This window comes from Arsukibacterium sp. (assembly GCF_036735525.1).
In the GTDB taxonomy this organism is placed as follows: Bacteria; Pseudomonadota; Gammaproteobacteria; order Enterobacterales; family Alteromonadaceae; genus Alishewanella.
In genome coordinates, this window is the sequence record NZ_DAINOE010000023.1 from 26,132 (window position 1) to 43,549 (window position 17,418).

Genomic DNA, 17,418 nt, shown 5'->3' on the forward strand with positions numbered 1-17,418 from the left:
TCAAAAAAAAGCCCTCATGCAAGAGGGCTTTTCTGGGATAATCTTGATTAACCTAAAGGACGGTATACCTTATGGCCTTCAATACGCATCGCTTTTAAACGACGGCCCGCCGCAGATTCATTCACATTCAGGATATGATCACCAATCCGCTCTAAGCGATTAAGCATATCAATAAATACCACGCCGGCACGAGGGGCATAATCGCCGTTTTCCAACCGCAGGTAGTGATTATCACGGAACTGATCGCGTAAGCGGTCAATCTGATTTTCATTATCAATGGCGCCGTCCAGCTGCACGGCAGCAGGCTCTTTTGCTACGTTCGCATTCATGGTATTGATAGCCACAGCCAGCGCCTGCATCATCTGCAGCATTTCTTCAGTTGCTTGCTCCGGCCACTTAGAATCGGTTTCTGTCATCCGCTCATGCAACTTGGAGATTTGATAATAAATATCTGCTACCCGCTCCATGTCATTGATCATGGTCTGCATAAAGCGAATGCGGCCGGTCAGCGCATGCTCCAGGTTAGTATTTTCACTGATCTGTACCAGATAATCAGAAATCTCTACTTCAAACTGGTCGGTGGCTTCTTCAAATTTGTGAATTTTATCCATCAGCTTTTCGCGAGCCTGAGTGGGCAAAGGCAAAAACAGCAATTCGGTTACCGATTCATGCATTTTATCGATTACCCCAGCAAACTGTTGGATCTCTTTCTGTGCCTGCTCTACTGCTAAACCGGGTGAGGTCATCACACCAGCACTGATATATCGTAAGTGGAACTCGTCATCTTTACCCCCGCGATCTGGCTGAATATATTCCACAAAACGCACCAAATATGGAATAAAAGCAAACAAGATAATGACATTTAACACATTAAAGAAGGTATGAAATAACGAGAGTCCTAAGGCCGCAGTGTCCCTGGTTTCAACTCCACCCGCCATGACCGATGCATTGCTGCCAGTAAAATACTGCATGATAAAGTCGATAAAATGCAATGCCGGATAAATCAAAGCAAGCATCCACAGCACACCAATAACGTTAAAAAAGAAGTGGAATCGCGCAGCTCGTTTGGCATGAACATTACCAACCAGCGCGGCAATATTGGCGGTTACCGTAGTCCCAATATTTTCACCAAGGATCATTGCGGCTGCTATAGGGAAAGAGATCCAGCCTTCAAAAACCATGACCAGCGTAATAGCAGTAGCCGCTGACGAGGATTGAGTAAGTAAGGTAAGAACAGTACCAACAACCACAAATAGAAGGAGCGAGAAATACCCATATTGGGCAAAACCATCTAGGAAAGCAAAAATGGCAGGGTTGCTATTTATGTCAGGTACCGCACCTTTAATAAAATCTAAACCAATAAATAAAATACCAAAGCCAACCATTGCCTCGGCAATATTTCGTAAACGGGTATTTTTTGAAAATAAAAAGGCAAAGAATACCCCTATAACCGCAACAGCAATTGACGTGATCTTAAACTTAAAGCCAAATAGCGCGACCATCCAGGCTGTTATGGTAGTACCAATATTAGCACCCATAATAACCCCGGTAGATTGTACAAAAGTCAGTAAACCCGCGTTTACGAAGGTTACAGCCATCACAGTGGTAGTCGTAGACGATTGGGTAATAGCAGTAGTGGCAAAGCCTGTTAGCACCCCGGTCAGGCGGTTGCGGGTCATACCGCTTAGAATGCCCTTTAAACGATTGCCAGCAATTTTTTGCAGGCCCTCACTGAATATTTTCATACCGAAAATAAAAATACCGAGTGAACCGATCAACTGCAGAAAATCAAATAACGAATAATTCATGGTTATTGCCTTTTTTCATTTAAACAGCGCCATTGATTTTCAACTGCTTGAAGTCATTGGTAATGATTAAATTTGTGCGATTCGCGCACTAAGGCGGGCATTATAACCCTGAATTTGACTGTAATAAAAATGAAATATTAATACAGACTGAAGTCAGTCCACCCAACCCATTAAACTGCGGGTTGAGCGAACTAAAATTGACAACGCCGGCTTAGCTGCGCGCTTCTTTTTCCAGCGTTTCTTCTGAACTGTGACGCACCACTTTACCCTTCACAAAAAAGATAATGTATTCCGACAGGTTTTTGCAGCGGTCACCAATACGCTCCAGCGAACGGGCTGACCAGAGCACATTCATGATTTTTGGAATAGAGCGCGGGTCTTCAATCATATAGGTCATTAGCTGACGGGTAATGGCTTCGTATTCGCGGTCTACTTTTTTATCTTCTTTATGTACCGTTAACGCCGCTTCCACATCCATGCGGGCAAAAGCATCCAGTACATCGTGCAGCATCTGGCCAACGTGACGGCCTAAATTATCCAGATTGACCAATAAATCCTGCTGGGCACTGTTGAATGATTCCAGGGCTACCTTGGCAATACGGCGGGTTTCATCACCAATGCGCTCTAAATCGGCGATGGTTTTTAAAATGGCCATAATTAAGCGTAAATCACTGGCCGCAGGCTGACGCTTAGCGATAATGCGGGTGCATTCCTGGTCAATTTGCAATTCCCAGTCATTTACCATTAAATCGTTTCGAATGACTTGCTGCGCTAACTCACTGTCACTGTTCGCAATAGCGGTTAATGCATCATACAACTGACGTTCGATCAGACCGCCCATCGCCATGACATGATTACGAACTTGCTCTATCTCTTCATTAAACTGACTAGAGATGTGCTTTGATAAATTTAACTTATCCATTGACGGAGTCCTTGCTGCTGTAAAATGCCTGTGTTGTTCACTGCTCAGCCAAAGCGCCCGGTAATGTAATCTTCAGTGGCACGCTGGCTAGGATCAGTAAACATTTTATTTGTTTCATCAAACTCAACCAGCTGGCCCATATTTAAAAAGGCGGTATAGTCTGACACCCGGGCCGCTTGTTGCATATTGTGCGTCACTATCACTATAGTGTAGTGCTGCTTTAAATCGTACATCAATTCTTCAATTTTCAAGGTCGAAATCGGGTCCAGCGCCGATGCTGGTTCATCCAGCAATAACACTTCCGGCTCTATGGCAATAGCCCGGGCAATGACTAGCCGTTGCTGCTGGCCGCCAGACAAATTGACTGCACTCTCATGTAGACGATCCCGTACTTCATTCCACAGAGCGGCTTTTTTAAGCGCCGCTTCCACCAGTTCATCCAGCTGACGCCCGCGGCTGATACCTTGTAAGCGTAGGCCAAAACCCACATTTTCGTAAACACTGTGCGGAAAAGGATTGGGCTTTTGAAACACTATGCCTACTCTGCGCCGCAATTCCGCCACTTCAATGTCTGGCTGATAAATATCCAGGCCATCTAACAGCACCCGACCTTCGGTCACGGTTTCATCCAGCAACTCGTTCATGCGATTAAAGCTGCGTAATAAGCTGGATTTGCCGCAGCCCGACGGGCCTATTAGCGCGGTAATATGGTGCGCAGGTATGCGCAAATTAATGCGTTGCAGCACAGTTTTATCGGCAAACTTTAAGGATAAATCCTGTACATCCAGTTTAATGGCAACGTCAGTGTTCATATATTACTCTGCTATTGTGACATTTTTATTACTTCAATCATTATCAGCTATTGCTTGTTGCCGATAACGTCGGTTCAGCCGCTTACGTAAACGATATGCCGCCAGGTTGAACAAAAAGATCAGCATAATCAGTACCAATGCCGAGGCAAATACCAGCGGCTCTGCTTGTTGCGCCGCCGGACTTTGCATTCCGGCATCATAGATATGCATACCCAGACTGGTGATTTTTTGCTGCAGCTGTATGTAAGGAAACTCAGTAGTAAAGGGCAGCAGCGGTGCCGATTTCACCACCCCAACAAATATTAAAGGGGCCACTTCACCGGCGGCCCTTGCTATGGCCAGCATCAAGGCAGTAACCATGGCCGGCGAGGCCTGTGGCAGCACAACCTTCCAGATCACTTCGGCTTTGGTCGCCCCCAAGGCAAAACAGCCTAAACGCAGATTTTTAGGAATGCTGGCCAGGCCCTGCTCGGTCGCAACAATCACCACCGGCAGCGTTAATAACGCCAGTGTTAACGATACCCATATTAAACCTGGGGAACCGAAGGTGGGCGTAGGCAAGCCTTCAGCGTAGAACAGCCGATCAATACTGCCACCAAGAAAATACACAAAAAAGCCGAGGCCAAACACGCCATAGACGATGGCAGGCACCCCGGCCAGATTATGCACCGCAATACGAATTAATCTGACCAGCACGCCGTCTTTCGCATATTCATGCAGGTAAACGGCAGCTAGCACACCCAGTGGCGTGACCAACACCGACATCAACAACACCATCAGTACCGTACCCACAATCGCTGGAAACAAGCCGCCATCACTGGAAGAGCCGCTAAGAAACTGCCACCAATTTTGCAGATAATGCCAGATTTTGCTGCCAAGGTGCCCCTGCTCAGGCCAAAACACCCCGGCGCTTTGCACCACGATAAACAGCAGTAGTGCGCCAACCAGTAACAGGCTGAGTGCCACGGCTGCGGCATTTAACCAAATCCAGGGCTGACCCTGGCGAAACCAGTTACGCAACATGGTTACAACCTCTGATATTTTTTACGCAAGCGCTGGCGAATAATTTCAGCGGCGGTATTGGCGACAAAGGTAAAGAGTAACAACAATAAGGCCGCGACAAACAGCACCCTAAAATGGCTACTGCCCACGGTGGCCTCTGGTAACTCAATAGCCAGGGTGGCGGTTAAACTGCGCAAGCCCTCAAAGATATTAAAATTGCTCACCGGGCTGTTACCGGTGGCCATCAGCACTATCATGGTTTCACCGATAGCACGGCCAAAACCGACCAGACTGGCGGCGATTAAGCCTGGCGCGGCTAACGGCAAGCTAATTTTCAACACCGCCTGCCAGGGCGTGGCGCCCAGCGCCAGGGCACCACGGGTAAGTTGCGACGGCACCTGCTGCATTACATCTTCGGCTATAGCAAAAATCCCGGGGATCACCGCAAAACCCATGGCAATGCCGACAATAAGCGCATTACGTTGTTCGTAATATATACCCTGCTCATCCAGATAAAAACGTAAGCCATCGGTAAACAGCCAGCTGTCTAACTGGCTGCCGGCCGTAAACGCCAGCAAACTTATCAGAACAATCCACAACATCAACAACAGCACTTCACGCCCACCCTGCCACTGCTGCTGCCAGTGCTTGGGCAAGCGTGGCCATAGCGCCGCTAATAGCAAGACACTCAGCGGCAATAACAACAACCAGAGCGCTAAGCCTAATAAATGTTGCTCTATCACAGGCGCTAACCAGACCGCAGCAATAAAACCCAAAATAACCGTTGGAAAAGCCGCCATCAGCTCAATCAGCGACTTAATGCGCCGCCGTGGTTTGGCCGGTAAAAAACAAGCACAATAAATGGCAGCCATGATTGCTAAAGGCGCAGCAATAATGGTGGCATAAAATGCCGCTTTTAAGGTGCCACTGGTTAACGGAATTAATGAAAACTTCGGTTGATAGTCATCGGCTGCAGACGAGGTTTGCCAAATCGTTTCAGGCTGGGCAAAGCCCTCATACCAGACACTGTGCCACAGCGTTTGCCAGCTGATTTCCGGGTGAGGATTGGCAAGCGCATAACGATGTTGCTCTGTGGCACTGTACAAGCTTAACAGCTGATTATCCGCTGAAAACACCATAGCCTGAATATTAGTCAGGCCAGTATCATACTGCCACAATGGCTTGCCGCGGGCAGAATAAAACACCGCCAGTTGCCCCGCTGCATTTAACGTAGCAAAACCGCGACGGTGCTGCTCAGAGGCTATCTGCACTATCGCCGCCTGTTGTGCAAGTAGCTCACGGCTCAGGGTAAATTGTGGCTGCCCCTGCGCATCCGCCACTAAAAACCACTGCTGCAAACGGCCGCTTCGATAGCCGGCCAGCAAGGCCTGCCCGGCTGACATCCAGACTATACTGGTCAGGGTGTCACTGCTGTCGCTTAAACGCCATTGCTGAATACAGCCTGCCGCGACTGATGTTTGCTTTAAACACGCCTGCAAGGCGGCATCGACCTGCAACACATAGTCACCCGAGGGCGAAATAGCTTGCATGAGCTCAGCGCCTGACAGCGCTGGCTGTGAAGGCGCTAACGAAACGCTGTAGGGTACCGGCGCCAGCGCCGAGCCTTTGACACCACGAAACAACGGCAGTACTTCACTGAATAAATAGATAAACAGTGCTGCCAGCATTAGCACCACGCTGATACCGGACAAGCCTATCAGCGTTTTAAATAAGCGGTTGTACCAGCGGCGACGGCGCTGAATACGTGTTGGCGCAGTTAACTTAGGGGCAGACTGGCTCATGGCAGCGCCAACTCAGAAGCTAAGCCAAGCTGCTGCTGCCAATGCTGTATTAGCTCCACTGGCAACGGCAAAAAACCATCAGCTTGCACTAACTGCTGGCCTTTGGCAGAGAGTACCAGTGTTAAAAAGGCCTGCTCATTTGCCGCCAGGCGTTTGCCCGGTTCAAGGTTAACGTAAATATATAATTGCCGGGCCAGCGGGTAACGACCAGATAACGCATTATCCAATGTCGGCGCCACTGCATCCTCACCATTGGCCGCCAGCGCCAACACCTTTACCCCTGAGGTAGCGTAACCAATACCGGAATAGCCAATACCCGTCACCGACTGACTTATGGCTCTGAGCATAGCGGAGGAGCCCGCCAGCTGGTTGGTGCGGGGCTTAATATCGCCGTTACACAACACATGTTGCTTAAAAAAGCCATAGGTACCCGATACCGAGTTACGGCTGAACAGATTGATATAGCGTTGCTGCCAGCGCCCAGTTAATCCCAGCTGCCCCCATTGCTGAATGTCCCCGGTACCACCACAGCGGCGATTAATGGAAAATACGGCATCCAGTTGCGCTAAACTGATGTGTGTTAAAGGATTATCAGGATGTACATAGACTGCCAGCAAATCTATCGCCACGGGTATAGCCGTAGGCGGGTAACCAAAACGCTGTTCAAACTGCTGTAGCTCGCTCTGGCGCATGGCGCGGCTCATATGCCCAAGGGCGGCGGTACCTTCAATTAAGGCGACGGGGGCGGTGGAGGAACCACTACTTTGCAGCTGAAAGTTAACTTGCGGGAAGTGGCGCTTAAATTCGTCGCCCCATAATTGCATTACCTGATGCATGGTATCTGAACCAACACTGCTCAGGTTACCGCCCGGGCTAGCCTTTAAGGTCGGCGCACAAGCTACAGCCAGACATAAGCCCATAATCAGCACGATGTTAGATCCAGATGCCTTGTCGCCACTTAGCACGCGCTCTGCCCCTTTGTCACCTGATGCCCCTCTGTCGATTTAGTTAGCCAGTTTATCTTATAACAGCAGGCAGGGACAAAACAGTAAACGAAAATAAATAGTTAGATTGCGTTCAAAAATCATCAGCTTGCGTCTACACTCCATATACCCATCTGCTAACAGGTACACACCAAGCAAGCCAGGCATTAGCCGCTGTGCTTAGTAAGGATTTTTAAGGAAGCGAATATGAAGCAGTTAGTCTTAACCTTAATTGGTAAAGATAGATCCGGTTTAGTCGAACAGCTGGCCAGCGTCATTAATCAACATAATGGCAACTGGATGGCCAGTAACCTTAGTCACCTGGCCGGATATTTTGCCGGCATTTTACAGGTAGAAGTGGCCGAGCAGGATTTAGCCGCCCTGACTGAGGCGCTGCAGCAAATCACTGAGCTGAATATTAAAATTCAGCATGGTGAAGAGGTTGTGCTGAACATCGATAAACAGCTGAAATTCGTGATCACCGGTAATGACCGCCCGGGCATAGTGCGTGAACTGTCTACAGTGTTAAAACACAAAGGTTCAAACATTATTCATTTTGAAAGTGCCAAACAAAGCGCGCCAAACTGGGGTGTGCCGTTATTCAGCGCCGTGGCCACTGTAGAGCTGCCATCAGGCCTTAGCCGTGATGATGTCGTAGAAGCCCTGGAAGCAATAGCGACCGATATCATAGTAGACATAGAATAAAGTGATTAACGCCTTAGCGCCTTCATTTTTTTGTCACAAAAAAGACATAGAGTGAAGGCCTTTACTCTCGCCGGATTGTATTAAATGGACCTGATAGCGCAGCAAGCTACTGCCGATTTTCCTAATTCCCCACGTGAACTCAGCTGGCTGGCGTTTAATGGCCGGGTGTTGCAGGAAGCGGCCGATGAACGCAACCCACCGATAGAACGCCTGCGGTTTTTAGGCATTTACTCCAATAATATGGATGAATTTTTCCGGGTTCGGGTAGCCGATGTAAAACGCCGCGTTTTACTGAAAAAATACCAGTCAGATGAGCAGGAAGATGCCGAGCAGCTACTGCAGCAGATCCAAAAAGTGGTGCTGGCGCTTGGGGAGCAGTTTAATAAAATTTACTTAGACATTCAGTTAGAACTGCGTAAGCACAACATAGAACTGATTGATAACCATAAACTCACTGAAGTGCAATCGGCCTGGATTAAAGATTTCTTCCGCACCGAAGTAAAACGCCATATTTCGCCGATGATTTTATCCAGTGATGAAGTACGGCTGGCACGTAATCTGGAAGACAACACCACCTATTTAATGGTGGAAATGACCGGTCAAGGCAAACCTGAGTATGCCATTGTCCAAGTGCCCACTGACGAGATATCCCGCTTCATTGAGTTACCACTGCATTTAAATACCCGCAAGAAAAATGGCCATTACCGGCGGCAAATTTTGCTACTGGACGACATTATTTTGCATTGCCTGGCTGATTTATTCAGTGGTTTTTTTGCATTTGAGCAAATCCAGGGGTTTTCATTAAAGTTAACCCGCGACGCCGAATACAATATCAGCGATACGCTGGATCAAAGCCTTATCGATAAAATGTCTAAGGGGATCCGGCAACGGCTGCAATCTGAGCCGGTTCGTCTGGTTTACGATGCACAGATGCCCGAGCAAATGCTCAAGGTACTGAATAAACAGCTGGGTACCAGCTCGGCTGACTCGCTGATCCCGGGCAGCCGTTATCGCAACTTCAAAGATTTTATCGGCTTTCCGAATATTGGTCATCAAAGCCTGGAGTTTCCGCCGCTGCCGCCGTTACCCAGCCCGGAGTTTGAAGCCCATACCACCACCTTTGATGCCATTCGTGCCAGCGATATTTTGCTGTACTACCCCTATCATAACTTTGGTTATTTTACCGAGTGGGTACGCCAGGCGTCATTTGACCCTAAAGTGACTAGCATTAAACTGACCATGTACCGGGTGGCCAAGCACTCCAGAGTGATTCACTCGCTGCTCGATGCCGTGCGCAACGGTAAAAAAGTGACGGTAGTGGTAGAGTTAAAAGCGCGCTTTGATGAAGAAAATAACATTAATTGGGCTAGACGGATGACCGATGCCGGCATTCGGGTGGTATTTGGCCTGACCACGCTAAAAATTCACTCTAAATTGTGCTTAATCAGCCGCCAGGAAAAAGGCAAACAGGTACGTTACGGCCATATCGGCACCGGTAATTTTAATGAAAAAACCGCCCGTATTTATACTGATATGAGCCTGTTTACCTGCCAGAGTGATATTACTGACGAAATAGAGCAGGTGTTTGAGTTTATTGAACATACTTACCGGCCATTCCAGTTTAAACACCTGATAGTGTCGCCCACCTGGAGCCGGCCGCGCTTAATGTCATTAATTCAGCGCGAAATTGATTTTGCCATTAGTGGCCGCAAGGCTGAAATCTTTTTAAAAATTAATAACCTGGTTGATCATCAGATTGTGGAACTGCTGTACCGGGCCAGTCAGGCAGGCGTTAAAATCCGCATGATCATTCGTGGCATGTGCTCACTGGTACCGGGCGTACCTGGCAAAAGCCAGAATATCAAAGTGATTAGTGTACTGGACCGCTTTTTAGAGCACGCCCGGGTCTACGTATTTCATAATGGTGGCGACACCGACGTCTATTTATCTTCTGCAGACTGGATGACCCGTAATATCGATCAGCGGATTGAAGTCGGGGTGCCTATTTATGACGCCCGCATTAAACAGCAGGTGCTCAACACCCTGGATATTCAATGGCGCGATAACGTAAAAGCCCGTATTATTGATGCTAAGCAAGCCAATAACTATGTTAAACGCGGCAATAAACGTAATAACCGATCGCAACAACAGATCTATGATTACTTTGCCAGATTATCCTTGATTGAACAGGCAGAACAGGATCTTTGACTACACCTCTTATTGTGTCAGAAACCAGCGCAGCGGCCAGTATCAGCACTGAACCGGCTGCCGCGCCCTATATCGCCGCGGTTGACTTAGGCTCTAACAGCTTTCACATGGTTATTGCCCGTATTGTTGAGGGCGATATTCAGCTTTTGCACCGCGAAAAACAAAAGGTGCAATTAGCCGAAGGCTTAAATGAAGATTTGGTATTAAGTGAAGAAGCAATAGAGCGCGGCCTGAATGTACTGGCGCAATTTGCTGATACGCTACAACCTTTTGCGCCGCAATCGGTGCGGGTGATTGCCACCTATACCCTACGCCGGGCGAAAAATTCTGCCACCTTTTTACGCCGTGCTAAAACGTTGTTTCCATTTCCGATTGAAGTGATTTCCGGTCAGGAAGAAGCGCGTTTTATTTATCAGGGCGTGGCGCACTTTGAGCATTTTGCCGGCCGCCGGTTGGTAATGGATATTGGCGGCGGCAGTACTGAGTTTGCCATAGGGGAAGGCTCGCAACCGCTCAGGTTAAGCAGTCGCAACATGGGCTGTGTCAGTTATGCTAAAAGCCATTTTGCCGCTGGAAAAATCAGTGGCAAACGTTTTGAACGGGCCATTATTCAAGCTGAGCAGGAATTAGAGCCTATTGTCAGCAGCTTTAAAACGGCCGGCTGGCAACAGGCGGTAGGCACCTCGGGTACCATTAAAACCATCCGCGATATAGTACAGGGCTTTGGCTGGAGCCAGGGTGCCATTGAGCTGCCTATGTTACTGGCGCTGAAAGATAACCTTATTCAGCATGAAAACAGCGCGCAACTGGACTTACCCGGCCTGACCGATGATCGCAAATTGCTGATTTGCTCCGGCCTGGCCATTTTGATTGCCGCCTTTCGCATGTTACAGCTGGATCAGATGGTTTATATCGATGCCGCGCTGCGCGAGGGCGTGCTGTATGAAATGAGCGATCGGCTACAACATCTGGATATTCGTGAGCACACCATTCAAAGCTTAGTGCGCCGTTATGATATTGATCAGGCGCAGGCGGCCCGGGTACAGCACACGGCACTACTGCTGTTTAGTCAGGTTCGCCAGCCATGGCAATTAACCGATGAAGATGCGCTGCTGCTGGGTTTTGCTGCCACTATTTATGAAATTGGTTTGCACATTAACTCCTCCGGCGTGCAAAAACATTCGGCTTATATTATTCAACACGCCAACCTGCCTGGCTTTAACCAGGAGCAACAACTGCTATTGGCCTGCCTGGTGCGCTTTCACCGCCGCAAAATCCGCGCTGATGAAATTCCGATGTTCAGCCTGTACCAAATCCCCCAGGTGATCAACCTGCTGGTGTTACTCCGACTGGCCGTGTTGCTGAATCAAAAGCGTCGCGATGATTTTGTGCCCGAGCTGACACTAAGTGCCGCCAGCCAGCAGTTGCAATTAGTGTTGCCCACCGAGTGGCTGACACAGCAAAGTTTGCTGTCAGCCGATTTACTGCTGGAGCAAAAAGCCCTGAAAAAAATCGCCTTTAGACTCGAGTGCCCGGGTTTAGCTGATACCCTTAGCGCTTAACCAAGAGACGCATTACACAGCATATTGTTTTTTTATTGCCCGATGTCCATGGCGATTTTTCGGATAAAAAATTCGGCATAGTAAAGCGATTCTTTGTTATCAAAACCAAATTTGCTCACCAATAGTGTCGCCAATTCTGGGGCGGTGATATCTTTATCAATGACAGATAGCACTTTGTAAAAGGTTTCGTTGACCGCCTTATATTGCAGCAGTTCGGGCGTGAGCTGTAAGCGCGCAGCAGCCTTGGCCACAGGTTTTGGCGACTTATTGCGTGGTTGTTGACAGTGGGCAAAAAGCAGCGTTTCCAGGCGGTGTTGCGAATCTAAATTGCTGTTGAGATACGTGAGGCTGCTGGTGTCGCTGCTCACCCGTTGAAAATACTGACCAAAGGCGTCGCAGATTTCCTCTGGCGTCCATTGTTGTTCGGCATGGCTTTTGTGCACATTGGCCGGGCCAAAGAAGATCAGGCTGGCGTCTTTTTTCAATGCCGGTAACAGGGCGCGGATGGCATCGCTAAAAGGCATATCCAGAATATCCAGAAACCAGGGGGCGATAATGTAATCGAAGCTTTGTGGTGCAAAAGGCAATTGTGGGTAGCTGGCTATGATGGATTGATGATTAGCCACAACCAGCGGTGGCTTTTGTATAGACCAGCGCTGGGCGGTTTTTTCAATGCTGCTGGGATAGAGGCTATAGTCATATAGCGCTATTTTTTGCCCCTGCATTATCGCATCAGCCGTTAAGGCTAAAAAGGGGTTGTGCTCTAAAGAAACAAAACGAACATCCGGAAACCTTTCTGCCAGCCCATAGCTTAGACCACCAGCCCCTGAGCCTAGAACCAACACATTTTGCGCCTTTTTAGCAAGGTGCGCGCTGACATACTCCAGATACTGCTGCAGCTCATCGCCAGGCCAACACCAGTCTCGGAAAAACAATTTGAAGTAGGAATAAATTTGCTGGCTTGAGGGCAGTACAGGCACTTGTGGGTAGGTTAAAAAAGCATGCAAGGATTGTTGTAAATAGCTGAGGTTATGCTGCCGCGCTATCGCTTGTTGTTTAAGGCGCCCTTTAGTCAGCGCAGATTGAGCACTTTGGCTGAGGGCTTGAGCAAAGGCAATCTGCTGACTTTCTTCTTGCAAATAATGTTGAATTTTAGTGCCCCACTCCAATAACCCCATGCCCGGGTTAGGATAGAGGCAAGGAATGCCATTCAAAAATGGGTAGGCCTGCTTGGGGCCGTGCAGTTTGCCTGCCTCCAAACGCAGGCTGTCGCCGCTACCAGGGCAGCGTAATAGCGGGAGTATCCAGTCTTGCATGATAAAGTCTGTATCATTGTTGAATGCCACTATCCTAGCATAAACAGGCTGCAGCAGCGGTCATTTTACCTCCTGCCCCGGCAGACGCTGAGAATTTAAACTGGTATAAAGGCTGCTGAATCGCTATAATCCTGCGCTTAAAAATTATCAACACAACAAAAATTCCATGAGGATAGGCCGGTGTAACGATTCAACCTATTAAAAAATTGCAAAAAAGTTGGGGCTAGCAACTCAGAGCTCGCTATAGGCGACACGTGAAGAGAAAGCGCAACTTTAAACGTAATTTTGCTGTGTTGTTCCTATTACCACCGTATTACCACACTTATTGGATATTGTATGTTGAAATCTATTCAGCAGAACTGGTTCTCTAATATCAGAGGCGATGTTCTGGCCGCTATCGTTGTGGCACTGGCACTCATTCCTGAAGCCATTGCTTTTTCTATCATTGCCGGCGTTGACCCCAAAGTCGGTTTGTATGCGTCTTTTGCCATTTGTTTAATTATCTCATTTACCGGTGCTCGCCCCGGTATGATCTCTGCCGCGACCGGCGCCATGGCGCTATTAATGATTACGCTGGTAAAAGAGCATGGCTTAGAGTATTTGTTAGCGGCCACTTTATTAACCGGTGTCATTCAAATTGTGTTTGGTCTATTGAAACTGGGCGATTTAATGCGCTTTGTGTCGCGCTCTGTGGTCACCGGTTTTGTGAATGCGCTGGCGATTCTGATTTTTATGGCGCAATTACCAGAACTCAGCGGTACCTATGGCACAACCACCGTCTATGGCATGACGGCCTTAGGCCTGGCGATTATTTACCTGTTCCCCTATGTCACTAAAGCTATTCCATCACCGCTGGTGTGTATTGTAGTACTGACCGCGCTGGCGTTCTATTTTGGCATGGATATCCGTACTGTGGCCGATATGGGCGAGCTACCAGATAGCCTGCCTATTTTCTTATGGCCAGACGTCCCTCTTAACTTTGACACCCTGCAAATTATCTTTCCTTATGCTTTAGCGCTGGCAGTAGTAGGCATTCTGGAATCCTTAATGACGGCAACCATTGTTGATGATTTAACCGATACCTCAAGTAATAAAAACCGCGAATGTGTCGGTCAGGGTGTGGCCAATATTGGCTCAGGCCTGATTGGTGGCATGGCCGGTTGCGCGATGATTGGTCAGTCGATTATTAACGTCAAATCCGGTGGTCGTACGCGATTATCCACGCTATTAGCCGGGGTAATTTTGCTGGTCATGGTGGTATTTTTAGATAAATGGGTCGGCATGATCCCGATGGCTGCACTGGTGGCGGTGATGATTATGGTGTCTATCGGTACCTTTAGCTGGTCTTCGGTAAAAGATTTAAGCAAGAACCCGAAAAGCTCTTCGGTGGTGATGATCATGACAGTGATTGTGGTGGTATTTACCCATAACCTGGCGTATGGCGTATTAGTGGGCGTATTGTTAAGCGCACTGTTTTTTGCCAATAAAGTCGGCCAAATCTTGTATATCGGCTCTAGCCCATCAAAAGATGGCCACCAACGAACTTATAGTGTGATAGGCCAGGTGTTTTTCAGCTCCAGCGAGCAGTTTGTCAGCGCCTTTGACTTTAAAGAAGCCGTAGAAAAAGTCACTATCGATTTGAGCAAAGCGCATTTTTGGGATATTACCGCCATTAGTTCTCTGGATAAGGTAGTCATTAAATTCCGCCGCGAAGGTACCGAGGTAGAGCTGGTTGGCTTAAATGAAGCCAGCGCTACGCTTGTCGATAAATTTGCCGTACATAATCAGCCAGATGCCGTTGAAAAACTGATGGGCCACTAGGAGAGTCATGATGAGCAGAAAAGTACTGGCGTGTATTGACGCCTCCCCCTATGCCCAAGCGGTTTGTGACTATGCAGCCTGGGCTGCCAAAAAACTCAATGTTGCCATGTCGGTAATTCATGTACTGAATAAATCGGCTAAGCCCGCTGCGACAGATTTAAGTGGCAGCATTGGCCTGGGTAGCCAGGAAGCGCTATTGGCGCAACTGGCAAAGCTGGATGAAGCGCACGGCAAACTTACCATGGAAAGCGGCCGCATTATGCTGGACGCGGCCCAGGCCCGGGTTGAAGCCGCCGGCGTTAAAGCGGTTGATCAGCGTTTACGCCATGGTCAACTGGTAGAAACCCTCGCCGAACTGGAAGATGAAACCCGCTTACTGGTATTGGGCAAACGTGGCCTGAGCAGTGCTGACTCCCACGGCCATATGGGTAGCCATGTCGAGCGGGTTATCCGTACCTTGCACAAACCAATATTGGTGACTCAGCAAAACTACAGCGAGCCGAAAAGCATTATGCTGGCCTATGATGGCAGTGCTACGGCATTAAAAGGCATTGAAATGCTGGCTGCCAGCCCCTTGGGTAAAGGCCTGCCGGTGCATCTGGTGATGGCCGGTGCCAACACCGCCGCAACCCAGGCACAAATGGACGCCGCAGCGAGCATTTTACGCCATGCCGGTTTTGACACTACGCTGGCCATTATTGGCGGTGAGCCAGAAGACGTATTGCACCAGTACCAGCAGCAACACCATATAGACCTGCTGGTAATGGGTGCCTACGGCCATTCGCGTATCCGCCAGTTTATTGTTGGCAGCACCACTACTGCCATGATAAGCCGGGCTAAATGTAGTTTGCTGATCCTGCGTTAAGCCCATTAGGCCCGGTGCCATACCGGGCCATCGTTTTTGCGCCAACCTCACGGATACCTGCTAGCCTTATGCGTTTAATTAGTTGTTTAACCCATATTCAGCCACAAGCTGAGCACAGAATAGCCGAACGTATCGCCACCCGCGCTATCGTTCTCAACGGCGAGCAGATACTGCTGTTATACACAAGACGTTATAACGATTACAGCCTGCCCGGCGGCGGTGTTGACGACGGTGAAGCGCTAACCGAGGCACTGCTGCGTGAGTTGCGCGAAGAAACCGGCGCCCAACAGATCAGCATTCTGGCAGAGTTTGGTCGGGTGGATGAATACCGGCCCTGGTATCGTAACGATATAGACGTGATGTTTATGCGCTCATACTGCTACCTGTGCCAGATAACAGGTGAACTGGGAACACCACAACTGGAAGACTACGAGCAAGCCAATGGCATGCAAGTGCAATGGGTGAATATTTTTGAGGCAATTGCCCATAACCAAGCCGTGATGGCCAGCAACGCCGAATCCACTGGCTTATCCATAATACGCGAAACCTTGCTACTTGAAACTATTGCCCGCGAGTGTTTAACTGGTTGCGTACTGTAATAAAAGGTTTGGCAAGATTAGATATTTAGCAAAGGAGTGATTGTTGGGCATTTTTGAACGTTATTTATCCGTATGGGTTGGCTTGTGCATTGTTGCCGGCGTGCTGCTGGGCAATCTTTTTTTGGCGGTGTTTCAATCGATTGGCGACAGTGGTTGGCGTGCTGGTTGAAGTGCCGGTAATGTTATCGTTGGTCTGGTTTGCCAACCGCACCCGCCATTGGTTTGACTAACTAAATAAAATTAGTTAATTGCATTTAAAAGACTACTCATTTGCAAGCGGGCTTTACCGCTCGTTGCAAATCACTACACCATCACTTTAACTCTAAGTACCACTTTGCCGATCTCTGCTTTGTGCCAAAAGCGTAAATTCGCATTGAAGTTTTCAAATCTACGCTTTTAATCAAAAGCAGACATATGAACTAACTAAAAAATAATGTTCAGCAAGAGCCACAAGCACAGCACAAATCGCTCCCAACAGCATCGCTCATCTCGGTCGGGCAGCAGGTTTATTTTGGAAAAAAATGATGCCGCTTACCATGGCTCTGTACCCAACGTCAGCATTACCCGGCGGACAGCGATATTTGGCACTCTTATCGGATGAAAGAAGCACAAGAGAAGGCAGCGACCAGAGGCAAGGCCACAAACGGAAAGGGCCGGCTAAATGAAAACGCTGAAAATAACCACGCACTGGACACCGGGTGAGGCTGCATGTATATATGAAATGCTGGATCTGTTTCAAACCGCGATCTGGGAGGCCTATGGCAATGACATTACGGAGTTCTATATGGAAATCGCCAAAGCTCAAGCGCTGCACGAAGAGACATTTATTGATGACGGTAGCCACTAAAGACAAAATGCCCCTATATCCCTGTTATGTTGTCCGGGCGGCCATAGGCAGATTATAAGCGGTACAGTTTCGGTAAAACAACACAAAAACAGAAGCTTGGTTGTAAAATGTCTGAGGGATCCCCACGAATTTGACCATAGTATCAGCTCTTTTCCATTTTGATTAC

The 17,418-nt window shown here is 48.4% G+C and carries 13 protein-coding genes and 1 pseudogene; 7 read left to right on the forward strand and 7 right to left on the reverse strand.

The genetic code is table 11. The features are described from left to right. Positions 1 to 47: 47 nt before the first annotated feature. The 6 genes and pseudogenes from V7D78_RS06590 to V7D78_RS06615 all read right to left on the reverse strand — a co-directional run bounded on the left by V7D78_RS06590 (position 48) and on the right by V7D78_RS06615 (position 7,266). Positions 48 to 1,808, reverse strand: coding sequence for a Na/Pi cotransporter family protein (locus tag V7D78_RS06590; protein WP_333607645.1), 1,761 nt, complete (start codon positions 1,806 to 1,808; stop codon positions 48 to 50). Positions 1,809 to 2,019: 211 nt separating this feature from the next. After that, entirely contained in the window at positions 2,020 to 2,730 is a 711-nt protein-coding gene (gene phoU / locus V7D78_RS06595; RefSeq protein WP_333607646.1) for a phosphate signaling complex protein PhoU, read from the reverse strand. A 44-nt stretch (positions 2,731 to 2,774) separates the two neighbouring features. Next, entirely contained in the window at positions 2,775 to 3,542 is a 768-nt protein-coding gene (gene pstB, locus V7D78_RS06600) for a phosphate ABC transporter ATP-binding protein PstB (protein ID WP_333607647.1), read from the reverse strand. Positions 3,543 to 3,575: 33 nt separating this feature from the next. Beyond that, positions 3,576 to 4,436: pseudogene (pstA, locus tag V7D78_RS06605) on the reverse strand (phosphate ABC transporter permease PstA); the annotation flags it as partial. Between the two features lie 131 nt (positions 4,437 to 4,567). Then, a complete protein-coding gene (locus V7D78_RS06610) occupies positions 4,568 to 6,346 on the reverse strand; it encodes an ABC transporter permease subunit (RefSeq protein ID WP_333607649.1) in 1,779 nt (592 codons plus the stop codon). Beyond that, complete coding sequence (locus V7D78_RS06615) at positions 6,343 to 7,266, reverse strand: PstS family phosphate ABC transporter substrate-binding protein (RefSeq protein ID WP_442886509.1); 924 nt, start codon at positions 7,264 to 7,266, stop codon at positions 6,343 to 6,345. The genes V7D78_RS06610 and V7D78_RS06615 overlap by 4 nt, the downstream gene beginning before the upstream one ends. Positions 7,267 to 7,536: 270 nt before the next feature. Here V7D78_RS06615 and V7D78_RS06620 point away from each other — a divergent pair, with 270 nt between their 5' ends. From V7D78_RS06620 to ppx, 3 genes are all read left to right on the forward strand, one after another. Next, positions 7,537 to 8,034 (forward strand): glycine cleavage system protein R, encoded by a 498-nt coding sequence (locus V7D78_RS06620; protein ID WP_333607651.1) that lies wholly within the window; start codon positions 7,537 to 7,539, stop codon positions 8,032 to 8,034. 84 nt (positions 8,035 to 8,118) lie between these two features. After that, positions 8,119 to 10,242, forward strand: a complete 2,124-nt coding sequence (gene ppk1 / locus V7D78_RS06625) for a polyphosphate kinase 1 (RefSeq protein WP_333607652.1) — start codon at positions 8,119 to 8,121, stop codon at positions 10,240 to 10,242. Beyond that, positions 10,239 to 11,804, forward strand: a complete 1,566-nt coding sequence (gene ppx, locus V7D78_RS06630) for an exopolyphosphatase (RefSeq protein ID WP_333607653.1) — start codon at positions 10,239 to 10,241, stop codon at positions 11,802 to 11,804. The genes ppk1 and ppx overlap by 4 nt, the downstream gene beginning before the upstream one ends. 32 nt (positions 11,805 to 11,836) lie before the next feature. Here ppx and V7D78_RS06635 read toward each other — a convergent pair whose 3' ends face one another. Further along, a complete protein-coding gene (locus V7D78_RS06635; RefSeq protein ID WP_333607654.1) occupies positions 11,837 to 13,120 on the reverse strand; it encodes a class I SAM-dependent methyltransferase in 1,284 nt (427 codons plus the stop codon). A gap of 336 nt (positions 13,121 to 13,456) precedes the next feature. On the opposite strand from V7D78_RS06635, the gene V7D78_RS06640 reads away from it, so the two are divergent. From V7D78_RS06640 to V7D78_RS06655, 4 genes are all read left to right on the forward strand, one after another. Beyond that, positions 13,457 to 14,941, forward strand: a complete 1,485-nt coding sequence (locus V7D78_RS06640) for a SulP family inorganic anion transporter (RefSeq protein WP_333607655.1) — start codon at positions 13,457 to 13,459, stop codon at positions 14,939 to 14,941. Positions 14,942 to 14,948: 7 nt separating this feature from the next. Next, positions 14,949 to 15,806 carry a universal stress protein gene (locus V7D78_RS06645; RefSeq protein ID WP_442886508.1) on the forward strand — a complete coding sequence of 286 codons (858 nt, stop codon included), beginning with the start codon at positions 14,949 to 14,951 and terminating at the stop codon, positions 15,804 to 15,806. A gap of 68 nt (positions 15,807 to 15,874) precedes the next feature. Then, on the forward strand, positions 15,875 to 16,405 hold the full coding sequence (locus V7D78_RS06650) for an NUDIX hydrolase (RefSeq protein ID WP_333607656.1): 531 nt from the start codon (positions 15,875 to 15,877) through the stop codon (positions 16,403 to 16,405). A gap of 661 nt (positions 16,406 to 17,066) precedes the next feature. Further along, entirely contained in the window at positions 17,067 to 17,252 is a 186-nt protein-coding gene (locus V7D78_RS06655; protein ID WP_333607657.1) for a hypothetical protein, read from the forward strand. Positions 17,253 to 17,418: the final 166 nt, after the last annotated feature.